Source organism: Micromonospora sp. SH-82 (genome assembly GCF_051132485.1).
In the GTDB taxonomy this organism is placed as follows: Bacteria; Actinomycetota; Actinomycetes; order Mycobacteriales; family Micromonosporaceae; genus Micromonospora.
Map to the genome: position 1 here is coordinate 3,922,815 of NZ_CP148049.1, position 19,704 is coordinate 3,942,518.

Annotated in this window: 15 protein-coding genes; 11 read left to right on the forward strand and 4 right to left on the reverse strand. The window is 69.6% G+C overall.

The genetic code is table 11. The features are described 5' to 3' along the window. Nucleotides 1–26: 26 nt before the first annotated feature. The 9 genes from WHN02_RS17450 (at nt 27) to WHN02_RS17490 (ending at nt 13,916) form a co-directional block, all read left to right on the forward strand. Complete coding sequence (locus tag WHN02_RS17450; protein WP_434739796.1) at nt 27–1,565, forward strand: sugar ABC transporter ATP-binding protein; 1,539 nt, start codon at nt 27–29, stop codon at nt 1,563–1,565. Beyond that, the gene (locus WHN02_RS17455) at nt 1,562–2,632 is read left to right on the forward strand and encodes an ABC transporter permease (protein WP_434739797.1); all 1,071 of its coding nucleotides are present in this window, start codon (nt 1,562–1,564) and stop codon (nt 2,630–2,632) included. The genes WHN02_RS17450 and WHN02_RS17455 overlap by 4 nt, the downstream gene beginning before the upstream one ends. Next, nucleotides 2,629–3,621, forward strand: a complete 993-nt coding sequence (gene yjfF / locus WHN02_RS17460) for a galactofuranose ABC transporter, permease protein YjfF (protein ID WP_434739798.1) — start codon at nt 2,629–2,631, stop codon at nt 3,619–3,621. Before WHN02_RS17455 ends, yjfF begins: the two co-directional genes overlap by 4 nt. Before the next feature lie 32 nt (nt 3,622–3,653). Next, nucleotides 3,654–5,156, forward strand: coding sequence for an L-arabinose isomerase (araA, locus tag WHN02_RS17465; protein ID WP_434739799.1), 1,503 nt, complete (start codon nt 3,654–3,656; stop codon nt 5,154–5,156). A gap of 112 nt (nt 5,157–5,268) precedes the next feature. Beyond that, on the forward strand, nt 5,269–6,261 hold the full coding sequence (locus tag WHN02_RS17470; RefSeq protein WP_434743987.1) for a LacI family DNA-binding transcriptional regulator: 993 nt from the start codon (nt 5,269–5,271) through the stop codon (nt 6,259–6,261). Nucleotides 6,262–6,326: 65 nt separating this feature from the next. Next, nucleotides 6,327–8,348 (forward strand): heavy metal translocating P-type ATPase, encoded by a 2,022-nt coding sequence (locus WHN02_RS17475; RefSeq protein WP_434739800.1) that lies wholly within the window; start codon nt 6,327–6,329, stop codon nt 8,346–8,348. Between the two features lie 464 nt (nt 8,349–8,812). Beyond that, nucleotides 8,813–11,986: an RHS repeat domain-containing protein gene (locus WHN02_RS17480; protein ID WP_434739801.1), complete on the forward strand. Its 3,174-nt coding sequence runs from the start codon at nt 8,813–8,815 to the stop codon at nt 11,984–11,986. Nucleotides 11,987–12,036: 50 nt separating this feature from the next. After that, complete coding sequence (locus WHN02_RS17485) at nt 12,037–12,249, forward strand: hypothetical protein (RefSeq protein ID WP_434739802.1); 213 nt, start codon at nt 12,037–12,039, stop codon at nt 12,247–12,249. A 1,316-nt stretch (nt 12,250–13,565) separates the two neighbouring features. After that, entirely contained in the window at nt 13,566–13,916 is a 351-nt protein-coding gene (locus WHN02_RS17490) for a hypothetical protein (protein WP_434739803.1), read from the forward strand. A gap of 174 nt (nt 13,917–14,090) precedes the next feature. On the opposite strand, the gene WHN02_RS17495 is transcribed toward WHN02_RS17490, so the two are convergent. Then, nucleotides 14,091–14,687, reverse strand: a complete 597-nt coding sequence (locus WHN02_RS17495) for a hypothetical protein (protein ID WP_434739804.1) — start codon at nt 14,685–14,687, stop codon at nt 14,091–14,093. After that, nucleotides 14,657–14,842 (reverse strand): hypothetical protein, encoded by a 186-nt coding sequence (locus WHN02_RS17500; RefSeq protein ID WP_434739805.1) that lies wholly within the window; start codon nt 14,840–14,842, stop codon nt 14,657–14,659. Before WHN02_RS17500 ends, WHN02_RS17495 begins: the two co-directional genes overlap by 31 nt. A 245-nt stretch (nt 14,843–15,087) precedes the next feature. On the opposite strand from WHN02_RS17500, the gene WHN02_RS17505 reads away from it, so the two are divergent. Further along, nucleotides 15,088–15,834: a helix-turn-helix domain-containing protein gene (locus WHN02_RS17505; RefSeq protein ID WP_350897955.1), complete on the forward strand. Its 747-nt coding sequence runs from the start codon at nt 15,088–15,090 to the stop codon at nt 15,832–15,834. After that, the gene (locus WHN02_RS17510) at nt 15,822–16,016 is read left to right on the forward strand and encodes a DUF397 domain-containing protein (protein ID WP_434739806.1); all 195 of its coding nucleotides are present in this window, start codon (nt 15,822–15,824) and stop codon (nt 16,014–16,016) included. The genes WHN02_RS17505 and WHN02_RS17510 overlap by 13 nt, the downstream gene beginning before the upstream one ends. 74 nt (nt 16,017–16,090) lie before the next feature. Here WHN02_RS17510 and WHN02_RS17515 read toward each other — a convergent pair whose 3' ends face one another. Both WHN02_RS17515 and WHN02_RS17520 read right to left on the reverse strand, forming a co-directional pair. Then, nucleotides 16,091–16,846, reverse strand: coding sequence for an AAA family ATPase (locus WHN02_RS17515; RefSeq protein WP_434739807.1), 756 nt, complete (start codon nt 16,844–16,846; stop codon nt 16,091–16,093). Nucleotides 16,847–16,852: 6 nt separating this feature from the next. After that, a complete protein-coding gene (locus WHN02_RS17520) occupies nt 16,853–19,666 on the reverse strand; it encodes a DUF5682 family protein (RefSeq protein ID WP_434743988.1) in 2,814 nt (937 codons plus the stop codon). Nucleotides 19,667–19,704 lie beyond the last annotated feature (38 nt).

The following is a 19,704-nucleotide window of genomic DNA, read 5'->3' on the forward strand; positions in this document are numbered from 1 at the left end:
CCTCCAGTGGAAAGGTCTGGTGGGGGATGTCGCAGCGGCATCCGGTCCTGACGATGACCGCGATCAGCAAGTTCTTCCCGGGAGTACGGGCCCTCGACGGCGTCGACTTCCGACTCCTCCCCGGTGAGGTCCACGCCCTGATGGGCGAGAACGGCGCCGGCAAGTCCACCCTCATCAAGGTGCTGACCGGTGTGTACGGCACCGACTCCGGCACCGTCACCCTCGACGGTGCCCCGGTGTCCTTCACCGGCCCCATGCAGGCCACCGCGGCCGGGGTGAGCACCGTCTACCAGGAGGTCAACCTCCTGCCCAACCTCTCCGTGGCGGAGAACATCTTCATCGGCCGGGAACCCCGCCGCCTGGGGACGGTGGACTGGCGCACGATGCGCCGCCGGGCCGGCGAACTGCTGGCCCGCATCGACCTGCACATCGACGTGACCGAGCTGCTGGGCACCTACTCCCTGGCCGTGCAGCAGATGGTGGCCATCGCCCGTGCTGTGGACGTCCGGGCCCGGGTGCTGATCCTCGACGAGCCCACCTCCAGCCTCGACGCCGACGAGGTCGCCCAGTTGCTGCGGATCATGCGTCAGCTCCGGGACGAGGGCATCGCGATCCTCTTCGTCACCCACTTCCTCGACCAGGTCTACAGCGTCGCCGACCGGATCACGGTGCTCCGCAACGGACGCCTCGTCGGTGAGTGGCCTACCGGGGAACTGCCCCAGCTCGCCCTGGTGGAGAAGATGATCGGCAAGGAACTCGACGCGTTGGAGAGCATCGACGCCGCCGCCGGACGCGATCCCGACCGGGTCGCCGCCGGTGCACCGGTGGTGGCGGCGGACGGGTTGGGCCGCAGCGGTTCGGTGGCCCCGTTCAGTCTCACCATCCACGCCGGGGAGGTGGTCGGGCTGGCCGGGCTGCTCGGCTCGGGTCGTACCGAGGTCGCCCGGCTGTTCTTCGGGGCCGACCGCGCCGACTCCGGGACGCTGACAGTGGACGGTCGACCGACGGCGATCCGCAACCCGGTGGCGGCCATCGACCGGGACATCGCCTTCTGCTCCGAGAACCGCCGCACCGAGGGGCTGGTCGGGGAGCTGACCGTCCGGGAGAACATCATCCTGGCCATGCAGGCGGCCCGGGGCTGGCTGCGTCCGGTGCCCCGACGTCGGCAGGACGAGTTGGTCCAGCGCTGGATCGAGGCGCTGAGCATCCGTCCGGCCAACCCCGACCTGCCGGTGCGCAACCTCTCCGGGGGCAACCAGCAGAAGGTCCTGCTGGCCCGCTGGCTGATAACCGAGCCCCGGCTGCTGATCCTCGACGAGCCGACCCGGGGCATCGACATCGGCGCGAAGACCGAGATCCAACGCCTGGTGGTCGAGCTCGCCGACGGTGGCATGGCGGTGCTGTTCATCTCCGCCGAGTTGGAGGAGGTGCTGCGACTGAGCCACCGGGTCGTGGTGATGCGCGACAGGCAGCTGGTCGCCCGACTGACGAACGACGAGACCCTCGACGCCGGGCAGGTCATGACGGTCATCGCCGGCGGCGACCACCAGGAGGCGACGACGTGACCACGGTACGGACCCGTCTCGGTGCGGCCACCGCCCACCGGCTGTTCTGGCCGCTGGTCGTGCTGGCGCTGTTGATCGTGGCGAACACCGTCCACCGGCCGGGGTTCCTCGCCGTGGAGCTGAAGAACGGGCACCTCTACGGCAGCCTCGTCGACATCGTCCGGCTCAGTGCCCCGCTGATCCTGGTGGCCCTGGGCATGTCGCTGGTGATCGCCACCGGCGGTATCGACCTGTCGGTGGGCTCCGTCGCGGCGGTCAGCGGCGCTGTCGCCTGCCTGCACATCAGCAACCAGCCCGACCAGAACGGCGTCGGCGGGGTGCTCACCGCCCTGCTGCTGGCCTTCGGGGTGGCCCTGCTGCTGGGGGTCTGGAACGGTGCGCTCGTCGCCGTCGTCGGCATCCAGCCGATCATCGCCACCCTGATCCTGATGGTCGCCGGGCGCGGGCTCGCCCAGTTGATCACCGAGGGTCAGATCATCACGATCAACAGCGAGCCGTACCGGACGATCGGGGTCGGTCACCTGCTCACCCTGCCGTTCGCCATCATCGTCGCCCTGGCGGTGACCCTCGTCGTCGCGGTGCTGACCCGACGGACCGCGCTCGGCATGATCATCGAGGCGGTCGGGGGCAACGCCGAGGCCAGTCGGCTCGCCGGGATCCGGTCCCGACGGATCACCCTTCTGGTGTACGTCATCAGCGCGGCCTGCGCCGCCGTCGCCGGGTTCATGATGACCGCCAACGTCTCCAGCGCCGACGGCAACGCCGTCGGGCTGTGGGTGGAACTCGACGCGATCCTGGCCGTCGTCATCGGTGGCACCGCCCTGGCCGGAGGCCGCTTCTACCTCGGCGGCACCATCGTCGGCGCGCTGCTCATCCAGACCCTGACCACCTCGGTCTACGCCATGAGCATCGACCCGCAGACCGCCCTGCTGTTCAAGGCGGTGGTGGTGATCGCGGTCTGCCTCATCCAGGCCCCGGCGTTCCGGGCGCGGCTGCGCCGCCGGAGGACGCCACCCCCGCCTCCACCGTCCACGGTCGAGACCCCGAAGGAGCAGGTCCCGGCATGACCATGACCCCTCTTGTCGCCCGCCCCGCGAGGGTACGGCGACGGGTGCCCCAGCGGCACGTACCGGTGCTGGCCACCCTCGCCCTGCTGCTGGTCATGTACGGCATCGGCGTGTCGCAGTACACCGCCTTCTCCAACATCCAGGTCGTGTTCAACGTCTTCATCGACAACGGCTTCCTGCTGGTGGTCGCGGTCGGCATGACCTTCGTGATCCTCACCGGTGGGATCGACCTGTCGGTCGGTTCGGTGGTGGCGATGACGGCCATGGTGTCGGCGTCGCTGCTGCGCTCCGGCCTGCCCCCGTTCCTGGTGCTGGTGATCGCGTTGCTGATCGGCCCGACCCTCGGGTTCGCGATGGGCTGCGTCATCCACTTCTTCGACATCCAGCCGTTCATCGTGACCCTGGCCGGAATGTTCTTCGCCCGGGGCATGTGCACCTGGATCAGCTCCGCGTCCATCCCGATCACCGACGGGTTCTGGACCACGATGGCCCAGCACCGCATCCGGATCGGGGAGAACTTTGTCAGCATCAGCGTCCTGATCGCCCTGGTGGTGGTGCTGGTCGCCGCGTTCGTGCTGGCGTACACCCGGCTGGGACGCAACGTGTACGCCATCGGCGGCAACCCCCAGTCGGCGCTGCTGATGGGGTTGCCGGTGGCGCGTACCCGGATCGCCGTCTACACCGTCAGCGGGCTCTGCTCGGCGATCGGCGGGATCATGCTCTCCTTCTACACCCTGTCCGGGGCGCCGTTGATCGCCGTCGGCATGGAGTTGGACGTCATCGCCGCAGTGGTCATCGGGGGGACCCTCCTGACCGGTGGCTCCGGTTACGTCTTCGGCACGGTGCTGGGGGTGCTGGTGCTCGGGGTGATCCAGACGTTGATCACCTTCGACGGCACCCTCAACTCCTGGTGGACCAAGATCGTGATCGGTGCCCTGCTGTTCGCGTTCATCCTCCTGCAACGGCTCGTCGGCCTCCGCGCGAAGTGACCCTCCCGCCCGCTGATCGGAAAGGCAACACCATGACCAGCTCATCACCGGCCGAGGTCTGGTTCCTCACCGGGAGCCAGGGCCTCTACGGCCCGCAGACCCTGCGTCAGGTCGCCGAGCAGTCGCAGCAGATCGCCGCGCACCTCGACGCCGACCCGGCCATCCCCGCCCGGGTGGTGTGGAAGCCGGTGCTCACCTCCAGCGCGGAGATCCTGGCCGTCTGCCGGGACGCCGCCGTCCAGGGGGCCGTCGGTGTGATCGCCTGGATGCACACCTTCTCCCCGGCGAAGATGTGGATCTCCGGTCTGGACGCGCTGCGGACCCCGCTGCTGCACCTGCACACCCAGTCCAACGTCGAGCTGCCCTGGGCCGAGATCGACATGGACTTCATGAACCTGAACCAGGCCGCCCACGGCGACCGGGAGTTCGGGTTCGTGCAGACCCGCCTCGGGGTGGCCCGCAAGACCGTCGCCGGTCACGTCAGCAACCCGCAGGTGGCGGCGCGGATCGGCGCGTGGACCCGGGCCGCGCTCGGGCGGGCCGAACTGCGGTCGCTGCGGCTGGCCCGGTTCGGCGACAACATGCGCGACGTGGCCGTCACCGAGGGGGACAAGGTCGAGGCGGAGTTGCGCTTCGGCGTCTCGGTCAACACCTACGGGGTCAACGACCTGGTCGCGGTCGTCGACGCGGTCCCGGACTCCCGGATCGACGAGCTGGTCAAGGAGTACGACGAGCGGTACCGGCTCGCCGCCGAACTGCGTACCGGAGGGGACCGGCACGACTCGTTGCGGTACGCCGCCCGGGTCGAGGCGGGGCTGCGCGACTTCCTCGACGCCGGGGGGTTCCGCGCCTTCACCACCAACTTCGAGGACCTGGGCGGGCTGCGCCAGCTGCCCGGCGTCGCGGTGCAGCGGCTGATGGCCGACGGGTACGGCTTCGGCGGTGAGGGCGACTGGAAGACCTCGGTGCTGGTCCGGACCCTCAAGGCGATGTCGGTGGGTACGGAGGGCGGCACCTCCTTCATGGAGGACTACACCTACGACTTCACCCCCGGCCGGGAACTGGTCCTCGGGGCGCACATGCTGGAGGTCTGCCCGACCATCGCGGCCGACACCCCGACGGTGGAGATCCACCCGTTGGGCATCGGCGGACGGGAGGACCCCGTACGGCTGGTCTTCGACGCCCGGCCCGGCCCGGCGGTGGTGCTCGGCCTGGCCGACATGGGGGAGCGGTTCCGCCTGGTCGCCAACGAGATCGACGTGGTGGCCCCGCCGCATCCGCTGCCGAGGCTGCCGGTGGCCCGAGCGGTGTGGCGGCCCCGGCCGGACCTGGCCTCCTCGGCGGAGGCCTGGCTGACCGCCGGTGCGCCGCACCACACCGTCCTGTCCCAGGCGGTCGGGGTGGAGGAGCTGCACGACCTGGCCGAGATGGTGACCACCGAGCTGGTGGTGATCGACGCCGACACCCGTCCGCGCCGGTTCGCCCAGGAGCTGCGCTGGAACCAGGCCTACCACCGGCTGGCCCGGGGCTTCTGACCAGCCGCGCCACCAGGCACGACACCCGTCTATGTTGATCATCGCGGGTTACCATGGCGGCGGCGAGGGGGTGGAGTGCGTGGGTCAGCAGCCGGTCGCGCGGGCAGCGGTGATGAACGACGTCGCCCGGCTCGCCGGAGTCTCGCACCAGACCGTGTCCCGGGTGCTCAACAACCACCCGAGCGTCCGCCCGGAGACCCGGGAGCGGGTGTGGCGCGCCGTCCACCAGCTCAACTACCGGCCCAACGCCCTGGCCCGGGGGCTGGCCGGACGGCGGTCGCGGGTCATCGGCGTGGTCAGTTTCGACACCATCCTGTACGGGCCGGCGGCCACCCTGCTCGGCGTCGAGCGGGCCGCCCGCGCCGCCGGGTACGGCATCAACATCGTCACCCTGGAACGACTGGACCGGGCGGGGATGACCGCCGCCATCGACGCGTTGACCGAGCAGTCGGTGGCCGGCGTGGTCATCATCGCCCCGATGATGACGGCGGCGGTCGCCGTGCACGGGCTGCCCACCGGCGTACCGGCGGTGGTGGTGGAGGCCGGGGGCGGCACCGGCGAACTGCCCAGCATCTCGGTCGACCAGGTCGCCGGGGCCCGGCTGGCTGTGGAACACCTGTTGGAGCTGGGGCACGGGACGGTGTGGCACATCGCCGGACCGCGCGACTGGCTGGAGGCCCGGGACCGGGTCGACGGGTGGCGGCTGGCGTTGGAGGAGGCCGGACGGCCCGTGCCGACCGTCGTCCAGGGGGACTGGAGCCCCCGCGTCGGGTACGAGATCGGGCAGACCCTGCTGGACCGGCCGGACGTGACGGCCGTCTTCTGCGCCAACGACCATCAGGCGCTCGGCCTGTTGCGCGCCCTGAACCAGCGGGGGCGTCGGGTGCCCGAGGACGTCAGTGTGGTCGGGTTCGACGACATCCCCGAGGCCGAGTACTTCTCGCCGCCGTTGACCACCGTCCGGCAGGACTTCGACGAGGTGGGACGCCGGTGCGTGGCCACCCTGCTGGAGCTGTTCGACAGCGGTGCCGACGGGAGTCCGGTCCACCCCCCGGTCGAGCCGACCCTGGTGGTACGCGACAGCACAGGTCCCCGTCCCGGGTGACGGGGCCGCGACCTCGGCTGTAGATACCCCCCAGGGGCATATGGTCGCTGTCGGAGGTGGTGACCGTGGACCCCGAGCAGCTCCGCCGACGGTTCTGGCTCAGCCTGGCCCTGACCGTCCCGGTCGTGGTCACCAGCCCCATGGTGATGGACTGGTTCGGCTACTCGCTGGACCTCCCCGGCATCGGCGCCGTCGGTCCCGTCCTCGGATCGGTGGTCTTCGGCTACGGCGGATGGCCCTTCCTGGCCGGTGGGGTCCACGAGATCCGCTCCCGGACCCCGGGCATGATGCTGCTGGTCTCGATGGCGATCGTCGTCGCGTACCTCGCCTCGGTGTCCACCGCCCTCGGCCTCTTCGACCTGGACTTCTGGTGGGAGCTGGCCGCCCTGGTGACCATCATGCTGCTCGGGCACTGGCAGGAGACGAAGGCCGTCGGCCAGGCCCGGGGCGCGCTGTCGGCCCTCGCCGCCCTGCTGCCCGACGACGCCGAACTGATCGACCCCGACGGCTCGGTCCGTCGGGTGGGGCTGACCGACCTCACCGTCGGTGACCCGGTCCTGGTCCGGTCGGGTGCCCGGGTCCCCGCCGACGGCCGGATCACCGACGGCACCGCCGAGCTGGACGAGTCGATGATCACCGGGGAGTCCCGCCCGGTCCGCCGTACCGTCGGGGATCGGGTGGTCGCCGGGACGGTGGCCACCGACTCCACCCTCCGGGTCCGGGTCGAGGCCGTGGGCGAGGAGACCGCCCTGGCCGGGATCGGCCGCCTGGTCACCCAGGCGCAGACCGCCACCGGACGGGCCCAGACCCTCGCCGACCGGTTCGCCGCGATCCTCTTCTACGTCGCCACCGCCACCGCGCTGGTCACCTTCGGCCTGTGGTGGACCCTCGGCGACCCGGACGCCGCAGTGGTCCGGACGGTGACGGTCCTGGTGATCGCCTGCCCGCACGCCCTCGGCCTGGCCATCCCCCTGGTGATCGCCCTCTCCACAGCGCTGTCGGCCCGCGCCGGGATCCTGGTCAAGGACCGGCTCGCGGTGGAACGGATGCGGACCGTCGACGCGGTGCTGTTCGACAAGACCGGCACCCTGACCAGGGGAGAGCACACGGTGACCGGGGTCGCCGCCGCCGACGACCTCGACGAGGACGAGGTGTTGCGCCTGGCCGCCGCCGTCGAGTCCGACAGCGAACACCCCCTGGCCCGCGCGCTGGTCACCGTGGCCGACGAGCGCGGGCTGCGGACCCCGGCCGAGGACTTCCGGTCCCTGCCGGGGCGCGGCGTCCGCGCCACGGTCGACGGCATCCGGTACGCAGTCGGCGGCCCCGCCCTGCTCGCCGAGCTGTCGGCAGCCGTCCCCGACGTGCTGACGCGGGCCGCCACCGGGTGGTCGGCGCAGGGCGCGGCGGTCCTGCACCTGGTCCGCCTGGGCGCCGGCCCCGACGGCACCGGTGCCGACTTCGACGCCGCCACGTCCGAGGCCGTGGCGGTCGGCGCGTTCGCCCTCGCCGACGAGGTACGCCCGGAGGCCCGGACTGCGGTCGCCGAGCTACGGGCCCAGGGCGTCGGCACCATCGCCATGATCACCGGGGATGCCCGTCCGGTGGCCGAGTCGGTCGCCGCCGACCTGGGCTTCCGTCCCGGTGCCGACAGGGTCTACGCCGAGGTCCTCCCCGCCGACAAGGACCGGGTGGTGGCCGACCTCCAGGGTCGGGGACTGCGGGTGGCGATGGTGGGCGACGGCGTCAACGACGCACCCGCCCTGGCCCGCGCCGACGTGGGCATCGCCATCGGGGCGGGCACCGACGTGGCCATCGAGTCCGCCGGGGTGGTCCTGGCCTCCTCCGACCCCCGTGGGGTGGGGGCGGTGATCAGACTGTCCAAGGCGTCGTACCGCAAGATGCTCCAGAACCTGGCCTGGGCCGGCGGCTACAACGTGGTGGCCCTCCCGCTGGCCGCCGGTGCCCTGGCCTGGGCCGGGATCACTCTCAGCCCGGCGCTGGCGGCGGTGCTGATGTCCGCCTCCACGATCGTGGTCGCCCTCAACGCCCAACTTCTGCGCCGGGTCCGCCTCACCCCGCAGGAGTAGCCTTCACGTCACGGCGTGTGATGAGCGCATCCACTTTGGGTCGGTAGTTCCACTTGATCCTGTCCGAGCGTAACGTTCATTGACTTCCGTCTGTTCGCCAGGATAGCGTTCCTGAAACTTGCCGCACGGCAATTAATCACGGGGGCTCTCATGGGCGCACTGTCAGCATGTCGCCGACGCCGCGGCAATCCGCTGTGAACAATATCCTGCCTCTTCTGGCGACGACTCATGTGGGGTCTGTCGTCGGTTAGGTCCCACCGATCTTTCTTTCGCGCAGCAGTGATCCTGCGGTGCGTCTTCTGTGTGGCTTCATGCCGGTGGAAACACGTCCGCCGGACATAGAGGGAGTGTTGATGGGTCGACGGAAAATGGTAGTGGGGATAGCGTCAGCGCTATTGGCCGCCTCCGTTGTGGTCGTACCGGCGGGAAACCCTGTCGTCGCAGCGCCCCCGGACAGTGCCGGGGTGGACGGGATCGAGCCGGTCGTGTCGCCGATGTCCGGGTCGGGAATGTGGTTGTTCGACGCTCCGCCCGCTGCGGCCGCTCGGGCGACGGCGGGAGCGGCGCCGTCGGTGCCGAAGGGCACCGGTCCGGTCCGTAACGCCACCCAGCTGTCGTTCTCGCTGACCGACCGGCTCCAGGCCAGGGTGAACGTGGGGTCGGGGAACCTGCTGCTGACCAGCACCGAGCTGACGTTGCCGGGGATCGCGGAGAACGTCACCCTCGGCGCGTCGTTCAACAGTCTGCTGTTGGGCAGCGACGTCGCCGACGGCGCCCACGGGCCGGGTTGGCGTACCCGTTCCGGGGTGGACGTGCGGCTGATCGAGGCCGACGACGACTCGGTCACCTACGTGGCCGCCGACGGTGTGGTCGGCACGTTCACCGCCTCCGGCTCGGGCTACACCACCCCCGGGGAGTTCAAGGCGAAGCTCGTCGCCGACGGTTCCGGGTGGAAACTGACCGAGAACGAGAGCGGGAGAGTCCTCTTCTTCACCTCGGCCGGTCTGCTGGACAAGACCGAGGACCGTAACGGCAACGTCACCGACTTCGCCTACACCGGCGGGAAGATGACCACTGTCACCTCGGACCGGGGGGTCGGTTCGGTGCGGACGGCCGCGGTGACGTACACGGGGGACCGGTTGACCCGGTACCGGCACACCGGCAGCGACGGCAACTGGCGGCAGGTGTCCTACGACTACGACACCGCAGGCCGGTTGACCACCATCCAGAGCGCCACCTGGCGGCAGGTCCAGTTCGAGTACGACACCGCCGGGAACCTGACGAAGATCATCCTGGAGGACGACACCTTCGTCACGATCACCTACGACAGCCAGCACCGGGTCACCTCCCTGACCCAGATCACCGACAACACCACCATGCGCGGCTCGACCACCCGACTGGCGTACACCAGCTCGACGAAGACCGACGTGGCAGGCCCCCGGGAGGACCTGTCCCTTCCGGTGACCGGCGTGCCGCACACCAGCTACGAGGTGAACTCCAACAAGCGGGTCACCGAGGTCACCGACCCGGCCGGCAACACCCGCAGCAAGACCTACACCCCGTTCAGCGACGTCGCCACCAGCACCACCGCCGAAGGCGGACAGACCAGCAACACCTACGGCGCCAACAGCGGACAGTCCCAGACCCAGTCCGAGTCACCGACCGGGGCCAGCGCCTCGGCCGCGTACGCCAACACCGCTACCTCGACGAACCCGACGGCGAACTTCCAGCCCTCGTCGTCTACCAACACCCAGGGCAACTCCTCCACCTACACCTACAACGGTGCCGGCAACCGCACCTCCTCGGAGGACGCCCTCGCCGCCGAGGCGAAGGTCGACTACAACTCCGACGGCACCGTGAAGTCGTCCACCGATCCCGGCAACGGCACCAACGACACCACCTACAGCTACGACAGCAACAAGCAGCTCACCACCATGACCCCGCCGACCGGCAACACCCTGACGGCCAGGACGTTCACCTACGACACCTACGGTCGACTCGCCACCGAGACCGGCGGCGGCTGCACCACCACGTATACCTACAGCCTCGACGACCGGCTGACCAGCACCGCCTACTCCGGGTGCACCTCCACCACCACCGTCACCTACCAACACGGTGGCTCCGGCAACGTGATCAGCCGTACCGACGCCACCGGCACCACCACGTACGCCTACGACCAGCTCAACCGGCTCCGCCAGCGCACCGCCCCCGGCACCCCGACCCAGATCTACCGCCCCGACCCGGCCGGCAACCTCGAATACCTCGTCGACGGTCGCGGCACCACCCGCTACTACTACAACACCCGCAACTGGATGTCCCGGGTGGACACCGCCGGCGGCACCCGCTACAACTTCGCCTACGACAAGGACGGCAACCGCACCACCATGTGGTTCGCCACGACCGAGACCAACAGCTCCTGGGCGCTGCGGGTCACCACGAGCTACGACAAGTCGGACCGGCCCAAGCGCATCACCGCCACCCGCAACTCCACCACCCCCACCACCGTCCACGACGTCACCTACTGCTACGCCGAGTACACCGCCGGCGAACCATGCTCCACCGCAAAGGCCGACGACACCGGCCTGCGTCAGTGGCAACGCAACGAGGCGACCAGCGCCGTCACCCGGTACGACTACGACGACGGCGACCGTCTCACCAAGGCCACCAACCACCACGGCACAACCTACGAGTACGACTACGACACCAACGGCAACCGCACCAGCGTGATGGTCGACGGCACCAGCACCCAGAGCTACACCTACAACTCGGCCAACCAGATCACCAGCATGTACAACACCCACGACACCCGGGGCAACCAGACCCGCACCAGTTCCCCCACGGTCGGGAGCATCGGCTACAACGCCGCCAAGCAGATGACCACCGCCACCACCCCCGCCGCGACCACCACCTACGCCTACGCCGGCACCGACCAGGTGGAACTCACCCGCGCCGGCACCATCAACCTCACCTACGGCTACGACGACCAGCACGGTATGCCCTGGTTGCAGTCCTGGACCAACGGCCTCAACCCCACCGCTCACGTCGAACGGGACGGCCTCGGCACCCCCCTCGGACTGCGCATCGGCACCACCGACCACGCCTACGTCCTCGACGCCCTCGGCTCCGTCATCGCCATCGTCAAGGCCGACGGCACCGCCGCCGCCAGCTACACCTACGATCCCTACGGCAACGCCCTCACCACCACCGAGACCGGCCTCGGACAGACCAACATCATCCGCTACGCCGGCGGCATCCACGACCCCGCCACCACCTACACCAAGTACGGCCAACGCTGGTACAACCCCATCCAGGGCCGCTTCACCCAACAGGACAACCTCAGCTTCATCGGCAACCCGGCACAGGGAAACCGGTACGCCTACGCTGGCGCCAACCCTGTCACGTACGTTGATCCGACCGGACTCTTCTTTGACTGGTCCGACATTTTCTCGGCGGCAGCCGGAATCTCATTCCAAAGCGCCTGCACAGTCATTGCCACCGCCGTGGCCTGGGTGCTAGCGCCCCCGACGGTGGGGCTATCGGCGGTCGCCGCGCCCGCCGCCGCAAAAATCGGTTGCTTGGCGGCAGGGACATTAGTGGGGTGGTGGGTGTCGACTGAGTCCAACAATGACGGATGGTAGGGTCAGACATCGGTCAGAGATGTGGCGTGGGTAGCTGCTAAATCGCGGAGATGGATGATCGCGATGTGTTTGCGACAAGGGGGCTGAAATTGCTTCGGAAGAAATCCGTATGGCTGGTGTTGGCACTCTTTCTGACGCTGCCGCTGCTGAACGTCTACTTCTTTGACGGGTCCTACCTGTCAGGCCTCATCTTGATGATCGTCATAGGTGCTGGAGGTTTGGTGGTCGAGCGTCTGACAAGGGGCGGGAAGCCCAAGGCGTAGATGGCCAGGAGTTCAGGCGCTCACGCTCGGTCGTTCAGAGCGGCTCGCCTTGCCGCGAGGCGTCGTAGGTTCGAAACCTGCCGCGCCCACACCCCGATCGGCACGTGCAACAGGCCGCCGGATGACCGGCGGCCTGTTCTCGTCGGCGCGAGTGACCCTTTGCCGAGATCTTGGAGCACTTGGGCCCCTGAAGGGGCCACCGACTTCCACGATCCACCCCGGCCTCGGACAGGCCGACATCCTCCGCTACCCCAGCGGCATCCGTGAGCCCTCAAGTCCGGTTGGTGACCGGCGATGCAGGTCCCTGTATCACTGGGCGACAACGCCTCGTTGATCTCTAAGGCGGCGCAATGATATTCAAGCAACTCGAACCAAGGGAAGCCAGTTTGTGGGCGGCCACCACAGTCTCCGGCGCATTCGCCGGATGGGTGGCCGTGCCGCTCGTGGTCGAGAGGCTTAGCGAGGAAGAGCAGGTAGCCCGTCTTCTGGTCGTTGTCGCTTCTCTTGCAATAACTGTCTGGACGGCTGTGCTCTTAAGGCGCCAGAAGCGACGCTGAGCTACGGGAACTTCAGCCCTGTCGAGCGCCGGGAACGGTTTAGGTCGGGATGATCGCTCCACCTGGTCGACCCATCGATGGGTCGACCAGGTGGGTGGGCAAGCCGCGACTTGGCCTTAGCAGCAGGCTGCGTGACGCGGCCTGCTCGTTGGGGAAGTGGCCGCGGGCCTTCACTGCCCGCCGGTAACGGGGCTACCGCCCTCGTAGCGGGCGGAGACGCGGAGTCGGGCCTGCTCGGAGGAATGACAGGCGGATTCTTCGGAGTCACGGGAAGCTTCATGAGGAGTTAGTCGTATCCGTGCACGTCGAACGCGCTGTTATCGGATCGGCTTAATGCGATCAGAAAGTGCAAGGAGGAAAGAGGTGCGGGGCAGGCAGATCAAGGGCGCACTCATGATGCTGGCCTTCTTTGTAGTGGTCATGACGGCTGGCTTTCTGTGGCCAGAGCCGTCGCCGCCCAAGGAAAGCCAACCTGTGGGCGGTGACAATTCTTTCCGGCGCTTTTGCCGGGTGGCTTGCCTTGCCGCTTGTGGCTGATGAAGTAAGCGAGGGAGAGAAAGTGGCCCCAACGACCAGCACAGCATGCCCCGGCTCCAGTCCTGACACCACTCGCCTGCGGTTGCTGCCGGCGGCCGTACAGAGCAGGGGTGCGGCGGTGGCGGGACGTGAGAGGGCAGCGAGCCCTCAGACAAGGCTGCGAAGTCGCGAGCGGACGACTGTGGCCTCTCAGAGAGCTGACATGGAGGAAAGAGCCGCCCGATGAAGAGTTTCGAGAAGGATCTACGCTTCGCTGGCGGCACGGGGCAGTTACTCGGGCGCCTCGAAGAAGTGCTCGCCTCGATGAAGGGCGTACGCGACGTGAAGACCGTCGGGGACGCGATGGTGACCGCCGCGATCGGGGTGAGCGCCAGGTCATGGGGCGAAGTCATCACCTGTAGAATCGTCCCGGACGTCGGTGGTACTGCACGCGTGACCGTGTCCAGTCGATCGAAGGTCAAGACGACGCTCTTCGACTGGGGTGCCAACCGGCGCAATGTGGGAGAGGTCCTTCGACTTCTCAGCGTCTCGGGCGACCCATCGGGACATCCCGGGTCCTCCCCGCCGGAGTGAACCGGGTTCCCGAACCACGCGAAGGCGTGAACGAGGCTGCCGCGCCGTGCGGCAGCCTCGCTCGTGGAGCCGGATTGTTGATCTTTCGTCAGATGGTTCGTGGAGCTCGGAATGAAGAGCCGTGGCTTCTACAGAAGTTCGGCGGTGTGGGTGGTGGTGCCGAGTCGCGGGCGGTCAGGGTGTGCGCAGGCCGGGTGACACGGTCTGGGGCACTGCCCGCGCCCAGGACAGGAATCGACGGTCGAGGGCGGCTGGTGACGGGCGCTGCCCGATCTGGTGAAGCTGATCGCCGGCATGGGCCAGCATCGCCCCGAGGTGGACCAGGAGCGAGGCACGATCCCCTCCGAACTCGTGCGCCAACGAGCGCCGCGCGGGCTCGCACGGCCAGTCCCGCCGACACGCCGAGCAGCGCCAGAGCGGTCGCATCGGTACGTGGGACGTGCGCGGCCGGTCCGGCACCGGAATCCGCGATCGCAGCAGGTTGAGCGTGATCCGTCGGGCGTCGACGTCGGAGAGGCCGTCCAGCGGGAACAGGAATCTGCGTACGACCTCGACCGGCGGGACGTGCCGCAGGTCCCGCAGTGCGCAGTGCGCCATGTAGAGGAGTCCGCCGAGCATCTGCGCCGTGGCCCCGGCCTCGCGGAACGCCGGGCACGGCCACGGCAGGGCGCACTGCTCACACGTCCAGAGCGGCCCGTACCCGATGTGCTGCGACGCGCCGTCGAGCCCGGCGGCGGCCGTCACCGCGACCTGCCCTGGTTCGCTCGCCACGCCTGGGCGGGCGTCAGGTGTCCGTCGGTGCCGGGGCGGACCACCGGGTACGCGGCGGTGCGGGCGTAGGCCCAGTCCGTCCCATGTGGCGTACGCGGGCGCTCGGCGTGCCGTCTCTGCTCGGCCTGTCGGTGCTTGCCTCGACCGAATCGCATGGGTGGTCCCTCTCGCGTCAGTGAGATCCGAGTGGGGGCCGCACTCCGGTCTGCCGGATGCCCGGCGGCGGCCCCCGTGGACGGTCGCGATGGTCGGGGAGCCCGCACCCGTGGCGACTCCTCACGCACCTCGGCAGGCCCCACCACGACCGTCCCGCCTCTCACTGTGCTGTGAGTTGCGCGACGAATACACAGCGTTGCATGATGTCTGATAGATATTCAGGACGTCCCATGGAGTGATCAGGATGAACCGTGCGGTCAAAGCAGCGATGGTCGAGGCGGGGGAGACTGCCGAAAGCCTTGCAGGCCAGGTGGGTGTCGACCCGAAGACGGCGGCCCGGTGGGTGAGTGACGGCCGCATTCCGCAGTCGCGGCATCGAGCCAAGGTTGCCGAGCTGCTGCGGCGGGACGTCACAGATCTCTGGCCGGACGTTCTCAAGCGGAGCGAGCCCGTGTGGTTCCGGACGTGGGCAGACATCGAGCGCGAAGCCGTCGGGCTGCGGTGCTTTCAAGCGACCGTGATCCCGGGACTGCTTCAGACCGAAGCGTACGCCCGTGCGGTGCTCACCAGCGGGCCGCTCGCCGCCAAGGCGGAAGCTCTCGTCGAATCGCGGATGCGCCGGGCGGCGGCCGTGTTCGACAAGGACGAGCCTCCGCTGACCGTGTTCGTGATCGACGAGGCGGCGTTGCGGCGTGGTCCCCGCGAGGTGATGGAGGAGCAGTTGGACCATCTGGTCGAGATGGCACAACGACCGAGCGTCATGGTGCACGTCCTACCGCTGACGGCGGGGCTCCATCCTGGACAGGCAGGGCCGTTCATTATCGCGACCATGCCCGACGGTGAGGACGTCGGATACCTGGACGACCAGGCCGCCGGGCGGGTCACGGACGAGACTGCCGCGCTCTGGGCGGTGTGGGATACCGTGAGGTCGGTCGCGCTGCCGCGTGACCAGTCCATCGATTTCATGAGGACGCGAGCATGGCTGACCTGACCGGCGCGCAGTGGCGTACCAGCACCCGTAGCAGCTCGAACGGCGGCGACTGCGTCGAGGTCGCCGACAACCTTCCCGAGGTCGTCGGTGTCCGGGACAGCAAGGACCGCGACGGCGGGACGCTCACGTTCGCCCCGGGGGCGTGGCGGGCGTTCGTCGGTGCGGTGGCGTCGCAGCGCTGAAGCCGACGCACCGAGGAACCCTCGGCTTCGGCCGGGGCGGGTTCCGACGATGACGGAGCCGTCGGCGGAGCGGGTCAGCGTTCGGTGAGCAGGTGGTGCAGGAACCGGCCCGGGTCGGCCAGGAACGCCCGGGTCAGGGTGACCGGCTCGGCCTGGTCGTAGTCGACAGGTGCGATGGTGCCGTCGGTGTCGATGTGCAGGATCGTCGCGCCGGGGCTGGCCAGCAGGATCGGCGAGTGGGTGGCGATGATGAACTGGCTGCCCTGGTCGACCAGTTCGGCGATGCGCAGCAGCAGGGCCAGGCATCCGTGGACGGACAGGGCCGCCTCCGGTTCGTCGAGCAGGTACAGCCCCTGCGGGCCGAACCGATGGTTGACCAGGTCGAGAAACGACTCGCCGTGGGAACGGTGGTGGGGGGAGATCCCGCCGTAGGCGCCGAGCAGGGACGGGGAGTCCGGGTCGGCGTCGAGGCGTTCGATCTCGGTGGCCACGTTGTAGTACGACTCGGCGCGCAGGAAGAACCCGGTGCGGGGCCTGCGGCCGGGGGTCCGGCGCAGCACCAGGTGTTCGCCGAGCGGGGACTCGGTGGCGCGGGTGGCGAACCGGAAGGAGGTGCTGCCGCCCTCGGGGTTGAACCCGACGGCGACAGCGACCGCCTCCACCAGTGTGGACTTGCCACTGCCGTTGTCACCGGCGAGCAGGGTCACCGGTGTGGTGAACTCGATGTCGTCCTCGGCGAGCCCGCTCACTGCGGGAACGGTGTACGGCCACCGGGCGCGTTCGGCCGGGGTCGGCGTACCGGGCGGTAGCGAGATGCCGCGCACGAACACCGGCGATCACCTCCGGTCCGGTGCGGTGACCATGAGCGCGGCGACCGCCTCGACGGTGTCCGGATGCGCGGCGAGCAGCGTAGCCGCCCCGGCCGCTGCGCCACCCTCCGGTTCCGGGTCGACCTGTCGCCATCCGCCGGTGCACCCGAACCGGGTGGCGACAGCGTCCACCGCGTCCGGGTGGGCGGCGAGGAGGGCACCGACCCGGCCGACCGGGGCGGCCCGACGGGCCGACCCTGCCGTCGGTGCCGTGCGTCGCCACGGAGGCACCCATCCGTCCAGCTCGGGGAGGGTGCCGGGGAAGGTCCGCCCCGCCTCCCGGACCAGCAACGGCACCAGCTCCGGCCCCTGCTCCCGCAGGGTGGTGATCAGGGTGGGCAGCCAGGGCAGCAGGACCGGGTCGGGCAACCGGGCGAAGGCCGTCGACATGGTCTCCACCACGAAGGGGGTCAGGCTCGGCACCGGCTCCAGGGCGTGCACGAAACCGGCGAGATACCGGGGGAAGGCCGGCACCACCAGCGGGTTGTCCAGCAGCTGCGCGCACCGGGCCCGCAGCTCGGCCAGGGGGAGGGTGCCGAGCTGGTGTCGGGCCGCCCACGCCAGGGCCACCTTCCCCGGCTCCTCCGGATGCGACTGGGCGACGGCGAGTTCGAGCTGGGACCGGTCGCAGCCCAACGCGATGGCCAGGCTCTCCATGCTGAACAGGAAGCCCAGCATCGCCCCGACCTGCCTGGTGCTGCTCTCCGCGTCGACGAAGGCGGTCGGCAGCAGGGTGCAGTAGTGGGCGTACCCGGTGGTCGCGAACGCCTCGCACCAGGCCGGCAGCTCCGGCGCGGTGGCCCGGTAGTGGGCCAGCAGCCGTCGGATCCGCCGCAGCACCTCGGGTGCGTCGTCGACGCTCCGCTCGGCGGCGAGCAGCTCGACCGCCCGGCCCCCCAACTCGTCCACCAGGCGCGGGTTGCCGAGCAGGCAGATGGCGTTCTCGACGGCGGCGAGGGCGGTGGCGGCCGTCGCCGTCGGACCACGGACCTCGCGGCGCAGGCGCAGCTCCAGCACCTGCTCCACCGTGACGCCCTCGTACCCCAGCTCGATGAGGGCCCGCTGGTCGCGGCCGAGAGCCAGGTCCCAGCTCTCCTGGATCGACCGGTGCCCGAGCCGCCGTTCGCCCATGATCGGGCGGACCGTGGCCGGGGGCAGCAGGAACCGCAGCATCCACAACAGGTCGGAGCAGGCGCCCAGCTCCGGGTCGGCCTTCAGGTCCAGCAGTGCCCGGCTCATGGTCCGTTTCTGCAGGTCCAGCCCGAGGGGACTCAGTCGGTCCAGCACGTCCCGGGCCAACGGGGGGAGGGAGTCGTAGCCGACCTGCCCGACCCGGTCCCCGCCGAGCAGGATCTCGCAGAGCCGACGGACGTCCCGCCGCCCCGGCACCACGTCCTTCTCGATGCAGGTCACCGCCGCGTCGGTGAAGTCGTACGGGGTGGGCCGGGCCCGGTTGCGCATCCCGGCGAGAAGGATCGAGTGCTCGAAGACCGCGATCGCGTCGGCGGTGCTGGCCAGGTACCCGTTGCGGCGGGCGAGCCGGACGATGTCCACGCACCAGGCGCGCAGCTCCGCCTCGTCCAGTCCGTCCACCGGTGCGGGTGTGGCGAGGAACCCGGTCAGCCGGTCGGTCACCGGGTCGGCGGTGCCCGTACCCGGGGTGGGGGTCGCACCTGTGGAACCGGTCGCCGCCGTACCGGCCCGTCGACGGCTGCGGCCGTCGGACTGCCCGGCCAGCCGGTACGGCTTGACCTTGGACCGGCCGACCGCCTTCGTCCACGTCGCCGCCGCGATCGACACCGAACCCGGTGCCAGGCCGAACTGCGCCTCGATGGCCGAGTGGCTGGACGGAATCAGCCCGTACCGCCAGGTGGTGTCGGTGCGGGGGGTGATGTCGAAGTCCGGGGCGGTGGAGTCCAGCCCGAACTGCTCGACCCGGCTGGCGGCGTGGAATGCACCGCAGACGTACAGGCAGTCCGCCGGGTCGGCGCCGGAGCGGGCCAGGTGCTGCCGGATCCGGGTCCACATGTAGCTTTCCCGGTCCTCGTCCCGGTCGTGGCGCTGGGAGTCGGCCGGACGCAGTCGCCGGAACAGACTGCCGATCAGCACCATCACCTGCCGGTACGTGTCGTAGTCGGCGTCGACGAGGGGACGCTCGACGTACTGGTCCCACCACTCCGACCAGTGTCGGACCTTGCCGTGGTGGAGCAGGTGCGCCTGCAGTTCGGCGAACCGGGGACGCAGGTCGCCGATCTCCAACCCGACCGAGTCTCCGTGCAGCTCCGCCTCCTCGGCGGACCCACCCGACGCCTCAGTCGGAACCGAAGCGTCGCCGTCCCCGCCCGATGCGGCGCGGTGCCGGGGTGACCACTGGAAGACGTGGTCGGTGGACCGGTCCACCAGGACCAGTTCCACCCCGGGCGTCTCCAGTGCGTACGCGATGGCCTGGTACTCGGCGGAGGCCTCGGTGACCGGGGCGATGACGCTCAGCGGGGCCCAGTCGACGGGGAATCCGTCCAGCTCCGAGGCGAACGCCTGCACTGCCACCGGGAGCCGACAGTTGCGCAGTTCACCGAGGAGCGGCTGGAGGTCCTCGCAGAGTTCCAGGTAGATCACCTTGGGCTGCTTCACCCGCAGCCGGCGCAGCATGGCCAGCCCGGAGGCGGGCGAGTGGTGGCAGACCGGAAAGATCTCCAACCGCTCGCCCAGCGCCCGGTCGACGTCGTCGACGATGCCGGCGAGGATCTCGGCCAGCGCGTCGGGGGACCCGGCGAAGGTCATGGCAGCCTCGGTGAGCTGCCCGCGCAGCTCACCGAAGG

Coding starts and splice junctions, on each gene's coding strand:
- WHN02_RS17450 (WP_434739796.1), top strand. CDS start 27: ATGTCGCAGCGGCATCCGGTCCTGACGATGACCGCGATCAGCAAGTTC.
- yjfF (WP_434739798.1), top strand. CDS start 2,629: ATGACCATGACCCCTCTTGTCGCCCGCCCCGCGAGGGTACGGCGACGG.
- araA (WP_434739799.1), top strand. CDS start 3,654: ATGACCAGCTCATCACCGGCCGAGGTCTGGTTCCTCACCGGGAGCCAG.
- WHN02_RS17470 (WP_434743987.1), top strand. CDS start 5,269: ATGAACGACGTCGCCCGGCTCGCCGGAGTCTCGCACCAGACCGTGTCC.
- WHN02_RS17485 (WP_434739802.1), top strand. CDS start 12,037: ATGGATGATCGCGATGTGTTTGCGACAAGGGGGCTGAAATTGCTTCGG.
- WHN02_RS17490 (WP_434739803.1), top strand. CDS start 13,566: ATGAAGAGTTTCGAGAAGGATCTACGCTTCGCTGGCGGCACGGGGCAG.
- WHN02_RS17500 (WP_434739805.1), bottom strand. CDS start 14,842: ATGCGATTCGGTCGAGGCAAGCACCGACAGGCCGAGCAGAGACGGCAC.
- WHN02_RS17505 (WP_350897955.1), top strand. CDS start 15,088: ATGAACCGTGCGGTCAAAGCAGCGATGGTCGAGGCGGGGGAGACTGCC.
- WHN02_RS17510 (WP_434739806.1), top strand. CDS start 15,822: ATGGCTGACCTGACCGGCGCGCAGTGGCGTACCAGCACCCGTAGCAGC.
- WHN02_RS17520 (WP_434743988.1), bottom strand. CDS start 19,666: ATGACCTTCGCCGGGTCCCCCGACGCGCTGGCCGAGATCCTCGCCGGC.